This window comes from Actinoplanes sp. HUAS TT8 (assembly GCF_051380535.1).
Classification (GTDB): domain Bacteria; phylum Actinomycetota; class Actinomycetes; order Mycobacteriales; family Micromonosporaceae; genus Actinoplanes.
In genome coordinates, this window is sequence record NZ_CP195646.1 from 795,376 (window position 1) to 807,454 (window position 12,079).

At 71.2% G+C, this 12,079-nt stretch carries 14 protein-coding genes; 6 read left to right on the forward strand and 8 right to left on the reverse strand.

Going from position 1 to position 12,079, the window contains the following annotated elements:
* The first annotated feature begins 2 nt into the window (after nucleotides 1–2).
* Together ACSHV8_RS03505 and ACSHV8_RS03510 are read left to right on the forward strand one after the other, a co-directional pair.
* The gene (locus tag ACSHV8_RS03505) at nucleotides 3–764 is read left to right on the forward strand and encodes a DUF1932 domain-containing protein (RefSeq protein ID WP_436529288.1); all 762 of its coding nucleotides are present in this window, start codon (nucleotides 3–5) and stop codon (nucleotides 762–764) included.
* Nucleotides 765–837: 73 nt separating this feature from the next.
* Nucleotides 838–1,938, forward strand: a complete 1,101-nt coding sequence (locus tag ACSHV8_RS03510) for a hypothetical protein (RefSeq protein WP_436529289.1) — start codon at nucleotides 838–840, stop codon at nucleotides 1,936–1,938.
* Here ACSHV8_RS03510 and ACSHV8_RS03515 read toward each other — a convergent pair.
* Nucleotides 1,917–2,339 (reverse strand): hypothetical protein, encoded by a 423-nt coding sequence (locus ACSHV8_RS03515; protein ID WP_436529290.1) that lies wholly within the window; start codon nucleotides 2,337–2,339, stop codon nucleotides 1,917–1,919. The two genes, ACSHV8_RS03510 and ACSHV8_RS03515, sit on opposite strands and share 22 nt — an antisense overlap.
* A 204-nt stretch (nucleotides 2,340–2,543) precedes the next feature.
* Here ACSHV8_RS03515 and ACSHV8_RS03520 point away from each other — a divergent pair, with 204 nt between their 5' ends.
* Nucleotides 2,544–3,377, forward strand: a complete 834-nt coding sequence (locus tag ACSHV8_RS03520; protein ID WP_436529292.1) for a helix-turn-helix domain-containing protein — start codon at nucleotides 2,544–2,546, stop codon at nucleotides 3,375–3,377.
* Between the two features lie 321 nt (nucleotides 3,378–3,698).
* Here the strand turns inward: ACSHV8_RS03520 and ACSHV8_RS03525 are convergent, their stop codons facing one another.
* The 5 genes from ACSHV8_RS03525 to ACSHV8_RS03545 form a co-directional block, all read right to left on the reverse strand.
* The gene (locus ACSHV8_RS03525; RefSeq protein WP_436529293.1) at nucleotides 3,699–5,000 is read right to left on the reverse strand and encodes an IS256 family transposase; all 1,302 of its coding nucleotides are present in this window, start codon (nucleotides 4,998–5,000) and stop codon (nucleotides 3,699–3,701) included.
* 482 nt (nucleotides 5,001–5,482) lie between these two features.
* Nucleotides 5,483–6,043: a hypothetical protein gene (locus ACSHV8_RS03530; RefSeq protein ID WP_436529295.1), complete on the reverse strand. Its 561-nt coding sequence runs from the start codon at nucleotides 6,041–6,043 to the stop codon at nucleotides 5,483–5,485.
* 88 nt (nucleotides 6,044–6,131) lie between these two features.
* On the reverse strand, nucleotides 6,132–7,181 hold the full coding sequence (locus ACSHV8_RS03535; protein WP_436529296.1) for an amidoligase family protein: 1,050 nt from the start codon (nucleotides 7,179–7,181) through the stop codon (nucleotides 6,132–6,134).
* A complete protein-coding gene (locus ACSHV8_RS03540; protein WP_436529297.1) occupies nucleotides 7,178–7,966 on the reverse strand; it encodes a hypothetical protein in 789 nt (262 codons plus the stop codon). Before ACSHV8_RS03540 ends, ACSHV8_RS03535 begins: the two co-directional genes overlap by 4 nt.
* The gene (locus ACSHV8_RS03545) at nucleotides 7,963–8,478 is read right to left on the reverse strand and encodes a SigE family RNA polymerase sigma factor (protein WP_436529299.1); all 516 of its coding nucleotides are present in this window, start codon (nucleotides 8,476–8,478) and stop codon (nucleotides 7,963–7,965) included. Before ACSHV8_RS03545 ends, ACSHV8_RS03540 begins: the two co-directional genes overlap by 4 nt.
* Nucleotides 8,479–8,598: 120 nt before the next feature.
* On the opposite strand from ACSHV8_RS03545, the gene ACSHV8_RS03550 reads away from it, so the two are divergent.
* The 3 genes from ACSHV8_RS03550 to ACSHV8_RS03560 are packed head-to-tail and all read left to right on the forward strand — an operon-like array spanning nucleotide 8,599 to nucleotide 10,399.
* A complete protein-coding gene (locus ACSHV8_RS03550) occupies nucleotides 8,599–8,931 on the forward strand; it encodes a PadR family transcriptional regulator (RefSeq protein ID WP_436529301.1) in 333 nt (110 codons plus the stop codon).
* On the forward strand, nucleotides 8,928–9,728 hold the full coding sequence (locus ACSHV8_RS03555; RefSeq protein ID WP_436529303.1) for an ATP-binding cassette domain-containing protein: 801 nt from the start codon (nucleotides 8,928–8,930) through the stop codon (nucleotides 9,726–9,728). Before ACSHV8_RS03550 ends, ACSHV8_RS03555 begins: the two co-directional genes overlap by 4 nt.
* On the forward strand, nucleotides 9,725–10,399 hold the full coding sequence (locus ACSHV8_RS03560; RefSeq protein ID WP_436529305.1) for a hypothetical protein: 675 nt from the start codon (nucleotides 9,725–9,727) through the stop codon (nucleotides 10,397–10,399). The genes ACSHV8_RS03555 and ACSHV8_RS03560 overlap by 4 nt, the downstream gene beginning before the upstream one ends.
* Nucleotides 10,400–10,452: 53 nt before the next feature.
* On the opposite strand, the gene ACSHV8_RS03565 is transcribed toward ACSHV8_RS03560, so the two are convergent.
* Both ACSHV8_RS03565 and ACSHV8_RS03570 read right to left on the reverse strand, forming a co-directional pair.
* Nucleotides 10,453–10,860: a spore germination protein GerW family protein gene (locus tag ACSHV8_RS03565; protein ID WP_436529307.1), complete on the reverse strand. Its 408-nt coding sequence runs from the start codon at nucleotides 10,858–10,860 to the stop codon at nucleotides 10,453–10,455.
* Between the two features lie 63 nt (nucleotides 10,861–10,923).
* Nucleotides 10,924–11,952, reverse strand: a complete 1,029-nt coding sequence (locus ACSHV8_RS03570) for a LacI family DNA-binding transcriptional regulator (protein WP_436529309.1) — start codon at nucleotides 11,950–11,952, stop codon at nucleotides 10,924–10,926.
* Nucleotides 11,953–12,079: the final 127 nt, after the last annotated feature.

Sequence of the window (12,079 nt, forward strand, 5' to 3'; positions counted from 1 at the left end):
CCATGATCATCGCCGTGCTGGGCCTGGGCGAGGCCGGTCACCTGATCGCCACCGATCTCGCCGCCGCCGGTGCCACCGTCCGCGGCTTCGACCCGCGCGTCACCCCACCACCCGGCGTGATCGCTGCCTCCGGCGACGCCGACGCGTGCCGCGGCGCGAGCGTCGTCCTCAGCGTCAACAGCGCCGCCGACGCCCTCGACGCCCTGCGCGCCGCCCTCCCGGCCTGCTCACCCGGCACCATCTGGGCCGACCTGAACACCGCAACACCGCAATCAAAAGCCTTATTGGGTACGGAAGGAGCCGGCGCTGTCGACGTCGTCGATGTCGCGCTGATGTCGCCCGTCCCCGGGAAAGGCCTGCGCACCCCGATGACCGTGGCCGGCCCGGCCGCGCCCCGGTTCGCCGAGATCCTCGGCGGCCTCGGCGCCGACGTGACCGTCCTGGACGGCCCGGTCGGCACCGCCGCGACCCGCAAACTCCTGCGCAGCGTCTTCTACAAGGGCCTGGCCGCCGCGGTGGTCGAGGCGCTGACCGCGGCCCGGGCCACCGGGCTGGAGGAGTGGCTGCGCGGCAACATCGCCGCCGAGCTGACCAAGGCCGACGCGGCCACACTGGACCGGCTGGTCGAAGGCTCCTCGAAGCACGCCGTGCGCCGTCGCGAGGAGATGGCCGCGGCCACCGAACTGCTGACCGACCTCGGCGTGACCCCGCGGATCGCCCCGGCCGCCCGGGACCTGCTCGACGAGCTCGCCGGGAACGCCTGACTCGCTCGGCCCCAACCGCTCGCCACGGAAAACGCCTCGACGGGCCGCCGCCGCCGGGACGAGGATCCAGGTCGTGGAGACCCTGTGGTTGTGCGGCCCGTCCGGGATCGGCAAGTCCGTGACCGGCTGGGCGCTCTGGTCCCGCGTGGTCGCGGCCGGGATCCCCGCCGGCTTCGTCGACATCGACCAGTTCGGCATGTGCTACCCCGAACAGCCCGACGACCCCGGCCGTTTCCGCCTGCAGGCCCGCAACCTGGCCGGGGTGATCGCCGGCTTCCGGTCCGCCGGTGCCCGCTGCCTCGTCGTCGCCGGCTGCGTCGACCCGCGGCGCGGCGTCCACCGGGACGAACCGGCCGGCCTCGACCCGACGGTCTGCCTGCTCACGGCCGATGACACCGCGCTGGCGCGGCGCTTCGTCGGGCGCGAGGGGAACGACGACAACCTTGCCCCTCAGCTGCGCGAGTCGGCGATCCTGAGCACGGCCACCTTTCCCGATCTCGTCGTCGACACGACCGGCCGGACCGTGCCCGAGGCGGCCGAGGCGATCCTCACGCGAACCGGGTGGCCGGCTCTCACCCCAGCCGGCCACGGCCCGCCCCGGCTCATCGATGCTCGGCCCTCGGACCTGGGCGGTGACGTTCTCTGGGTCAGCGGGGCGACCGGTACCGGCAAGTCCAGCGCCGCCTTCCCGGTCCACCTCCGGCTGCTCCGGGACGGGATCGCCAACGCCTACGTCGACCTGGACCAGCTCGCGATCTGCGGACCGACGCCGGCCTCCCACGAGATCCGCGCCCGGAACCTCGCCGCCGTGTGGGCCAACTACCGGCAGGCCGGAGCGCAGGCCCTGGTCATGGTCGGCCCGGCACCCGACGACACGACCGTACGCACCTACGCCGACGCGCTACCCGGAGCGCGGGTCACCCTCCGCCGCCTGCACGCCACCCCGGACACCCTGACCGACCGCATCCTGCGCCGAGGCCGGGGCGAGGGCGGCTGGAACCAGCCGGGCGACCCGCTGCTCGGCCGCTCACCGGCTTACCTGCATCAGGTCGCCGAGCAGGCCGCCCGCGACGCCCACGCACTCGAAGCCGCGGGTGTCGGCGACCGCGTCGACACCGACGGGCGCTCGATCGCCGAGGTCGCCGACGCCCTTCACGCCTCGATGAACTGGTAGTCGTGCGTGATCCGCCCGTCCGCCCCGAGCCGCAGCACCTCCAGCCCCGTCCCGGCCGCGTCGCCACCGGCCCGCGGCACCATCTCCCAGCGGAACTTGACCACATCCTGGAGCCGGTCGGCGCCGCCGAGAGCCCGGAACACGTAGGTGCCCGAGGCCACGAACTCCTCGTACGCCCGGGCCACCCTCACCTCCAGCGCCCGGTGCCCCCGGGCCTCCAGGACGAAGTCGTCGAAGCCGAGCGCGGAGCTGCTCGCCCGCAACTCCTCCGGCGGCTTCAGTACGTGCACCCCGTCCTCGGCCCACAACTCCCGGACGGCCTCGCGACGTCGTTCCGCGTCGCCCTCACCCCAGATCGCCACGTAGCGATCGACCAGCTCTTTGAGTTCGTTCTCAGCCATGCCCCGACCCTGCCGGGCCCCCGCACTCCCAGCAATTCCCCGCCAGGAATCGCCGGCATCCCTCGCCTGCCCGTCGCCCGCCCGCCGCTTGCCCGGGCCGCTTGCCCGGGCCGCTTGCCCGCGCCGGTGTTGCTCGCACCGGTGTTGCTCGCTGATTCCCTGCCGGGAATCGCGGCGCGGCACGGAAGCCGCTAAACAGGAGCCGTGGAAACCGTGAACCGCGCGCTGCGTACCTGGCGCACCCGCCGACGGGTCAGCCAACTCGAACTCGCCGCCCGCGCCGGCACCACACAACGCCACGTCAGCTTCATCGAAAGCGGCCGCTCCACCCCCGGCCGCTCGATGATCATCCGCTTGGCCGAGTCCCTGAGCGTCCCGATCCGCGAGCGCAACGAACTGCTGCTGGCCGCCGGATTCGCCCCGGCCTACCCGGAGTCCGCCCCCGACTCGCCCACCCTGGCCCCGGCCCGCCAGGCCCTGGAACGGATCCTCCACGGCCACATGCCGTACCCGGCCGTGATCGTCGACCGCCACGGCGACCTGCTCACCGCCAACCCCGCATTCCGGGTGATCACCCAGGGCGCGGCCCCGCACCTGCTCACCCCGCCGATCAACCTCCCCCGGCTCCTGCTCCACCCCGACGGCGTAGCGCCACGCATCATCAACCTGCCCGAATGGTCCCGGCACATCCTCGAAGCCGTCCGAGCCGAAAGCGCCCGCAACCCCACACCCCGCCTCCTCCGACTGGCCGACGAACTCGCCACGCTGGTCCCACCGCCCGCCCCGCCCGCACCGTCCTACCTGGGCCTGGCCGTACCCCTCGAACTCCGCACCGCCCACCGGACCCTGCGCCTGATCACCACCCTGACCCACTTCGGCACCGCCACCGACGTCACCCTGGCCGAACTCCGCCTCGAAGCATTCCTGCCCGCCGATGACGTCACCGCCGCCACGCTGTTTGCCCTGGCCGGCCCCGATCCCGGTTATCCACACCAGCCCGTTGTCCACAGCCCCGAACACGATCAAGCCCCCACCTGAGACAATTACGGCAGAGGAGGTGGCCCCCCAGGGTGGTGGGCCCCTACCCACCAGCCGGCCGCGCAAGATCAACTCCCCGCCGGCAGCCCACGCCCATCGCCCCCGCCGCAGCCAAACGCTCTCAGCTGGCGCTGATGGCTGTTCGGGCGCGGCAACGCGACCGTCACCACCAGCCGAACGCTCTCAGCTGGCGCTGATGGCTGTTTGGGCGCGGCAACGCGACCGCTACCGCCAGCCGAGCGCTCTCAGCTGGCGCTGGCGGGGCTGTCAACTTAACGGTGGGAATGTTGTTCGTGTCGTTGTTGTCGCGGTGATGTTGGTCTATGCGCGTGGGGCGGAGAGTCGTCCGTCGAAGGTCATCTCGAAGGCGTTGAGGGCGGCTTTCCAGCGGTTTGACCAGCGTTTCTGGCCTTTCCCGGTCGGGTCCAGGCTGATCACGGTGAGGTAGAGGACTTTCATCGCGGCTTGTTCGTTCGGGAAGTGGCCGCGGGCGTTGACGGCGCGGCGGAACCGGGCGTTGAGGCTCTCGATCGCGTTCGTGGTGCAGATGATGCTGCGGATCTCGGTGTCGAACGCGAGGAACGGCACCATTTCGGCCCAGGCGCTGGTCCAGAGCCGGATGATCGCCGGGTATTTCTTCTCCCAGGTCGCGGCGAACTCGGCGAACCGGTCGAGGGCGGCCTGCTCGGTCGCGGCGGTGTAGACCGGCTTCAGGTCGCGGGCGATCGCGGCCCAATCCTTGCGGGAGGCGTATTTGAACGAGTTGCGCAGCAGGTGAACGATGCAGGTCTGGACCACCGTCTTGGGCCACACGGTCGCGACGGCGTCGGGCAGGCCCTTGAGGCCGTCACACACGGCGATGCACACGTCCTGGGTGCCGCGGTTGCGGATCTCGGTGAGCACCCGCAACCAGAACTTGGCGCCTTCGCCGTCGCCGTGCTCGCCGGCCCACAGACCCAGGATGTCGCGGCGGCCTTCGACGTTGACCGCCAGAGCGACGTAGATCGGCCGGTTCGCGACCTGCCCGTCCCGGATCTTGACGTTGATCGCATCGATGAACACGACTGGGTAGACGCGGTCCAGAGGCCGGTTCTGCCATTCGCTCATCGTGTCCAGCACCCGGTCGGTGATCGTGGAGATGGTCTCCTTCGACACGTCGGCCCCGTAGATCTCGGCCAGGTGTGCAGCAACCTCACCGGTGGTCAGGCCCTTCGCGGTCAGCGAGACGACCAGGTCATCGATCCCGGACAGCCGGCGCTGACGCTTGGCCACGATCCGCGGCGCGAACGAGGCATCGCGGTCGCGGGGCACATCCAGCTGCACCGGGCCGGCCTCGGTCAGCACCGTCTTCGACCGGCGGCCGTTGCGGGCGTTACCGCTCACCGCGGCGCCGCCGCGCTCGTGTTTGTCGTAACCCAGGTGCGCGTCCATCTCGCCATCCAACGCGGCCTCCAGGACCCGCTTGGTCAACTGCTGCAGCAAACCACCCTCGCCGACCAGGCTCACGCCCCGGGCCCGGGCCTGCCCCGCGAGCCGGGCGATCAGCTGGTCATCGACCAACTCGGCCAGGCTGGCCGCGCTATCCGGTACCTGCCCGTCCGTCGCTGCTGTTGTCATCGTCATCGCGGTGTCCCCTTTGTCGGAGTTACACCGTTATTTGTACAGTCCCGCGCTGGCGGCTGTTTTTCGGCCTGGCGGCGACCGTGAGTGCCAGCTGGGCGGCTCCAGCTGGTGCTGGCGGCTGTTTGGAGCTCGGAGAAGCGCCATCAGCGCCAGCTGGGCGGCTTCAGCTGGTGCTGATGGTTGTCTGGGGGCGCTGGGACGACCCTGGGCACCAGCCGAGCGCTGTCAGCTGGTGTTCACGGCTCCCGCCCGGTCCGGTGCCGGGCGGGAACGGCATCCTGGCGAGGAGGCGCCGACCCGCTGGCGCCGACCCGGGGGTGTTGGCCTGGGGTGTCGGCCCGCTGGTATGGGCCTGGAGGCGCCGGCCCGGGGCCGACCCGGGGTGTTGGCCTGGAGTGTCGGCCCGCTGGCGTGGGCCTAGGGGTGTCGACCCGGGGGAGTGTGCCCGGGGGAGTGGGCTTAGGGGTATCGAAACGGGGGTCTCAGTCGGTCAGCTTCAGGTCGATGATCACACCGTGGTCGGCGCAGGCCGACTGCAGCCCGCTCACATGTTCCGTAAGCGGCTGAAGGTAGGCCATCGCCGCCGCCTCGTTGTCGGTGCCGATCTGGCTGACCTGCCACAGGATGTCCATCAGCTTGGTGCCGTGTTCCCGCAGGTCGGCGTAGTGGGAGTCGGCGAAGATTTTCCGCATCCGCAGGTATTCGTCGCGGGTCAGCGTGTCGTCCCCGCTGCTTGCCGGTCCGGTTTTTTCTCCGGCGGCGAGGGATTTGCACGCGGCCACCCCGGAGTCTTCCCGGAGTACCCGGTCGTACAGGATCCACCCGCCGCCGGCGACCAGGGCGAGTGACAGCGCGGCGACGGCGGCGAGCCACGGCCAGAGCGGCCGGCGCGGCGGGGCCTGCCGGCCGCCCGGTTCATATGCGGCATAGCCAGGGACGGAACCCGCTTGCCCGTACGGATCGGTGTACGGCTGAGTGGGCGGGTAGCTGACGTACGGATCCTGCGGCGGTGGAAGGGGCGGCTGCTGTGGCGGGTACGTCACCTGTCCAGTCTCGGCCGCCCCGAAGTGCCTCCACACTGGCCCGAACGGACAGTAATGGCTATATCACCCGATCCAGTGGAAAGGGATCTCAATCGCGCGCGGCCAACGCCTCCGCGGCCAGTTCGAGGAGCCCTTCCACGTCGTCCCCGGCCGGGATCGGCGTCGGGTCGAGGCAGCGGTCCAGCAGCAGTTCGACCAGGGCCGCCTGGTCCACGATCGGCCCGGCCGTGATGGCCCCGGGCAGGATGCGGATCTCCACGGTGTCGCGCACGGGCGTGGTGGTGAGCAGCTGGGTCAGGTTCACGTCGAAGTACTTCGTCAACTCGCCCGACGCGGCGGCGGCCTGCAGATCGCCGTACGAGCAAATGCCTTTGACCGCGTCCACCAGCGGCCCGGGCAGGGGGGCGAGCCGGCGGCAGGCCGGGTTGGTGCGAAGCACCGCCCGCAGGGGTTCGCGCCAGTAGGCGAAGAGTCGCACCAGGTTGGCCAGCGCGTGCGGCGCCCGGAACGGTCCGCCGTCCACGTGCAGGTGCACGGCCGCCTCGTAGGGCACGGTGAATCCGAGGTCCCGCGCCGGCCCGAGCAGTTCTTCGAGTGCTTCGCCGTGGTTCTCGGTGAGCGGCGGGGTGACGATCTCGCAGGGCCGTTCGCGTTCCCCGCCGAGGGGGGAGGCGAGCGCGATCGTGGCGTCGGCCGCGTCGTTGAGCTGGAAGATCGTTCCGTGCCGCCGGACCTTGCGGCCCCACAGCTCGGCGACGCCGTCGAGGGCGGTCCCGATGGTGCCGCCGGGGTCGCTGTGGCGGGCGATCAGCCGCAGCAGCCGCGAGTCGTCGGTGAGGACCCGGAACCAGCCGGGGATGGGTGGCGTTTTCGGGTCGAGGCCGGCGGTCAGGGTGATGTCGTCGACCAGGGTGCACAGCTGCGTGCCGTCCGGCCGCAGCACCTCGAATCCCTGGGTGAGGTGCAGGAACCGTCCCAGGCCGGGGACCAGGGACGGTTCGCTGTCGTGGTGCCACACCGGCCGGACGCTGCCCCCGCAGCGTCCGGCCAGATCCATGGCGAGGGTGCGCCGGCTGACCCCGGGCGGGGCCATCAGCTCGATTTCGAAGCCGGTGCGCCGGCGCAACCTCGGGGTCACGGCTTGAACGGCAGGGACTGGCCCGCGAGGATCTTCTTGCCGCCGGCGACCTTCGCGTCGTACGCCGTCGGCAGGTGCCACAGCTTGGACAGCTTGGTGGCGTCCTCGATGGTGTAGCCGGCGTTGAAGAACGCCTCGACCTGGGCGGCTTCCTTGGCGTCCTGGACGTTGGCCGGGCTGGGCTTGACCGGCAGTTTCTTACCGGCGAGCAGCTTCTCGCCACCGGCGACCTTGGCGTCGTACGGCGTCTTGAGCTTCCACAGCTTGGCCAGCTTGACCGCGTCCTCGTAGCTGTAGCCGGCGCTGAAGAACTTGGTCACCGAGGCCGGGATGGCCTCGGGGGTCTCGACCGGGACCGGCAGGGTCTCGCCGGCCAGCAGCCGGCGACCCGCCTCGGCCTTGACCGCGCCGAGGTCCTGGCCGGTCATGTTCCAGAGCTTGGCCAGTTCCTGCGCCTCGGAGCCGCCGTAGCCGGCGTCCCAGTAGGCGTTCCACTCCTTCTCCGGGTCCGGGCTCGCGCTCGGCGAGGCCGGAGCCGCGGCCACGATGGGTGCCGTGGCCGCGGTACCGCCCGACGGACCGCCGGGGAGGACGGCCGGCAGGTTCACCACGGCGGCGATCAGACCGGCGCCGAGCGCGGTCCCGCCCGCGACGGTCAGGCCGCGACGACGCCACTTGTGCTTGTTGGAAAGTTCGACGACCCGGGCGTAGACCTCGGCCGGATCTGGGGTCTGGGACTCGCGGCTCTCGAAGGCTTCGCGCAGCCGGTCACCGTGGTCGATCACGACTTCTCCTCGACAAGATGTAACTGTCGCTCCGACTCCAGCCGGAGCGTGCGGAGTGCCTTCGAGGCCTGGCTGCGCACCGTCGCCGGTGAGCAGTTGAGCAGATCCGCGATGCTTTCGTCGTCCAGTTGCTCGTAGTAGCGGAGTACGAGCACGGCACGCTGCTTGCGCCCGAGTGTGGCCAGCCGGTTCCAGAGTTCGTCGGACTCGGCGATGCGGTCGGCGTGGTCGTGGACCCCGCCCCGCGCGTCGTCGATCTCGACCAGTCGCTCTCCGGCCAGATGCAGGTTGCGAACCGCCCAGGAACGCCGCCAGGACAGGTACTCGTTGAGCACCATGCGCCGGACGTACGCCTCCGGAGAGTCTGCTCCGCTGATCCGCCGCCACTTGACGTGGGCTCGGGCCAGCACCTCCTGCACGACATCCTGTGCGAGATGACGGTCGCCGGTGAGGACGATCGCATAGCGCAGCAGGCTGGGCAGGCGGGCCATCGCGAATTGCTCGAAGGTCACACCACCATCGACGCCGGCCGCCCCCATATCTGTGCACCGCCTTTTCGACTTTATTTTTCCGTTACCTGACGGGAGCGACCCCACTAGGTAGACGGACTGCTAAGCAGTTAGCCTGACTACATGATGCCCAAGCCGTGGCTGCACGGCTTCCTCGATCTGTGCCTGCTGGCCATGCTGCGCGAACGACCCGATTACGGGTACGGCCTGGCCCAGCGCCTGGCCACGGCCGGAGTCGCCGACGTCCCCGGCGGCACCCTCTATCCTGCGCTGCTCCGCCTCGAAGAGCAGGGACTTGCGGTGCCGAGTTGGGCGCCGTCCGAGTCGGGTCCCCGCCGGAAGTATTACGAGATCACCCCGGCCGGCCGGAATGTCCTCGACGAGCAGTCCGCGCAGTGGACCCGCTTCCGCGACGGCGTCGACACCCTGCTCGCCCCGATCGAGGAGACACGATGACCTGGCCGATGCGATTCCAGGCCGAGCTGGTCCGCCTCGGCGTGCCCGAGCCCCGGGCCCGGCGCCTCACCGAGGACACCTCGGCCCAGGCCGCCGAGAACGCCACCGACCCGGCCGACCTCTTCGGCCCGCCCCACCTCTATGCCCGCCACCTGCTCGCCGAGCTGGCCGTCCCGGCCGTCACCGAGCGTCATCCGGCCGGCCCGGTGCTGCTCAGCCTGGCCGGTGTCGGCAAGCGATTCCGCCGCCGGGCCGTCTTTCACAACATCAATTTGACGGTACGGGGCGGAGAGGTCGCCGCCGTCGTCGGCGCCAACGGCTGCGGCAAGTCGACGTTGCTGCGCATCTGCGCCGGCCTGACCCGCCCGGACAGCGGGGAGGTCCGCCGCACCCGCCGGGTCGGCTACGTCCCGCAGGACGGCGGCACGGCCGGCTGGCTCACCGCCGACGAGCATTTCACCCTGTTCGGGGCCGCCGCCGGAGTGGTCCCGCGCCGCGCCCGTTCCACCGGCGCGCACCTCGCGGCCAGGCTGGCCTGGCGTCCCGAGCCCGACCAGCGCGCCCAGCAGCTCTCCGGCGGCACCCGGCAGAAACTGAACCTGGTCCTGGGCGAGCTCCACGCGCCCGACCTGCTGCTGCTGGACGAGCCCTATCAGGGGTTCGATCAGGGAACGTACGTCGATTTCTGGCGCCAGGTCCACGCCTGGCGCGACGCCGGCCGGGCCGTGGTCGTCGTCACCCACCTGCTGCACGACCTGACGAACGTCGACCACGTCCTGGATCTGGGGGAGCGATGACCGCACTGGTGGTGGCCGGCCTGTCGGCCCGCGAGGTGAGCCGGCGCCGCACCGCCGTACTCCTGGTGATCGCCCTGCCGCTCTGGTTCTACCTGGTCCGGCGCGACCTGGCCGGCCAGTCGATCCGGATGCTGGTGCTCGGCATCGGCTGGTCCATGTCCACGCTCACGCTCTTCGTGGTCAACGCGTCCCGCGGCGTCGACCCGCGCCTGCGTCTCAACGGCGCGTCGGTCGCCGGCCTGGTCGGCGGACGCCTGCTGGCCATGAGCGGGGCCGGGGCGGTGCTCGCGCTCGGCTACTGGGCGCTGGTCAGCGCCGACCAGACCGTTCCGCACCCGTTCGCGGCCGGTCTGATCATGCTGCTGGCCGCCCTGGTCGCGGCCCCCTTCGGTGCTCTCGTCGGTGCCCTGCTGCCGCGCGAGCTGGAGGGTGCGCTGGCCCTGCTCAGCGTCTGCGCGGTGCAGATGCTGGCCGATCCGGCCGGGCTGGCCGCCAAGCTGATGCCGTTCTGGTCGGTGCGCGAGATCGGCACCTACGCGGTGGACGCGACCGACATCGGTTACCTGTGGCGCGGCCTCGCCCACTTCGCGGTCGTCTGGATCGTGTGCACGGCCGGCACCCTGGCCGTCTTCTCCTACCGCCTGCGCCTCGCGAGATACCCCGAGCCGTGATCCCTCCCGGGCGCCGCCGCCTCCCGGGCGCCGCCCGTTGCCGGGTCGCGCGGTCAGCGGCGGCGCTTGGCGTGGCGCCGCAGGACCGACCGGGCCACCAGCAGCGCCACCACGGCGATCACCTGCCCACCGATGATGATCTTGTTGACGTCGAGGGCCGGCTTCCAGCTCACCTCGCCGTCCTTGAGGATGAAGACGCCGGCCGGCTTCGCGCTCAGTCCATAGCCCGCGCCGGAACCCTCGCCCTGCGCCGGCGGGCCGTCGGTCAGGTCATCGGCGTCGGTGTCGGCCTCGGACTTCGGGGTGAAGCCGCTGCCGCCACCTCCGCCGCCGCCCGCGCTCACGTGGGCCACCGGCAGCAGGACGATCCCGTCGCGCTCGATCGGTTCCCCGAAGACCCGGCCCACCGTGGCACTGTCGGTCGCCGCCTTCGCCTTGTCGAGCAGAGTGGTGCTGTCCACGACTGTCCCCTCTCATCTGGCGTAGGCCCCAGCCTGTCAGCTCCACGCCCGCCGCAGGGTCGGTCAGCCGACACTCCCGCCCGCGACGGTGGTGGATGAGCCGGTGCTGAGGCCGGTGAGCCGGGGTGCCGTGCTGCCCCGCACGACCAGGTGCGTGGGGACCAGGTCGGTGCCCGGCCCGCCCGGCCCGGCGCTGATCTGTTCCAGCAGCGCCTGCACGCACCGCCGCCCCACCTCGGCGAAGTCCTGATGCACGGTGGTCAGCGGCGGCTGGTACGACGAGGCGTCGGCGATGTCGTCGAATCCGACCACGCTGACGTCGGCCGGCACCCGCCGCCCCCGCTCGTTGAGGGCCCGCAGCACCCCCAGCGCCATCTGGTCGTTGGCCACGAACACGGCCGTGCACTCGTCGGGCAGGTCGAGCCCGGCCCGGTAGCCGCTCTCGGCCGACCAGTCCCCGCGCCCGACCGCCGGCACCGGCCGCCCGGCCTCCTCGAGGACGGTCCGCCAGGCCAGGGCGCGGCGTTCGGCGGCGTACGACTCGGCCGGCCCGGCGATGTGCCACACGGTCGGATGTCCCAGTTCCAGCAGGTGCCGGACGGCCTGCCGGGCCCCGTCGGCCTGGTCGGTGTCGACCACCGGATAACGCTCTCCCGCATCCGAGTCGACGACCACCACGTGCACGCCGGGCGGCAGCGCGACGGTCGCCGCGTCCAGCAGGTGCACCTCGATGATCACGATGACGCCGTCGACCGCCAGTTCGCCCATCCGGGTGAACGCCCCGAGCACGTTGTCCTGAGTGGGCACGCCGACCGGGATCAGCGTGATCGCATAACCCGCGGCCGCCGCCTGGGTGGCGATGGCTTCGACGGTACGGCTGTTGCCCGTCGACGAGAGTCCGAAGAGGATCACCCCGAGCGTGTTGAAACGTCCGTACCGCAGTGAGCGAGCCGCACTGTTCGGCCGATACCCGAGTTCGCGCATGGCCGCGAGGACCTGCTCGCGGGTCGACTCGACGACGCCGGCCTGCCCGTTGGCCACCCGCGAGACGGTCTGTGAGGAGACCCCGGCCAGCTTGGCGACGTCGGCCATCGACACCCGTTGTTTGCGGCGCCCGCCGGGCACGTCGGACCCGCCGCGAAGACGCTGTGTTTCGATGCTGTTACTCCTTGACCGCCCTGGTGACCCGTGCCACTATACGGCACACATGTTTACGCAA

What these genes read in the sequence shown, in the direction of transcription:
- ACSHV8_RS03505 (WP_436529288.1), top strand. Translation starts at nt 3, where the DNA reads ATGATCATCGCCGTGCTGGGCCTGGGCGAGGCCGGTCACCTGATCGCC.
- ACSHV8_RS03515 (WP_436529290.1), bottom strand. Translation starts at nt 2,339, where the DNA reads ATGGCTGAGAACGAACTCAAAGAGCTGGTCGATCGCTACGTGGCGATC.
- ACSHV8_RS03525 (WP_436529293.1), bottom strand. Translation starts at nt 5,000, where the DNA reads ATGACGATGACAACAGCAGCGACGGACGGGCAGGTACCGGATAGCGCG.
- ACSHV8_RS03550 (WP_436529301.1), top strand. Translation starts at nt 8,599, where the DNA reads ATGATGCCCAAGCCGTGGCTGCACGGCTTCCTCGATCTGTGCCTGCTG.
- ACSHV8_RS03555 (WP_436529303.1), top strand. Translation starts at nt 8,928, where the DNA reads ATGACCTGGCCGATGCGATTCCAGGCCGAGCTGGTCCGCCTCGGCGTG.
- ACSHV8_RS03560 (WP_436529305.1), top strand. Translation starts at nt 9,725, where the DNA reads ATGACCGCACTGGTGGTGGCCGGCCTGTCGGCCCGCGAGGTGAGCCGG.
- ACSHV8_RS03570 (WP_436529309.1), bottom strand. Translation starts at nt 11,952, where the DNA reads ATGGCCGACGTCGCCAAGCTGGCCGGGGTCTCCTCACAGACCGTCTCG.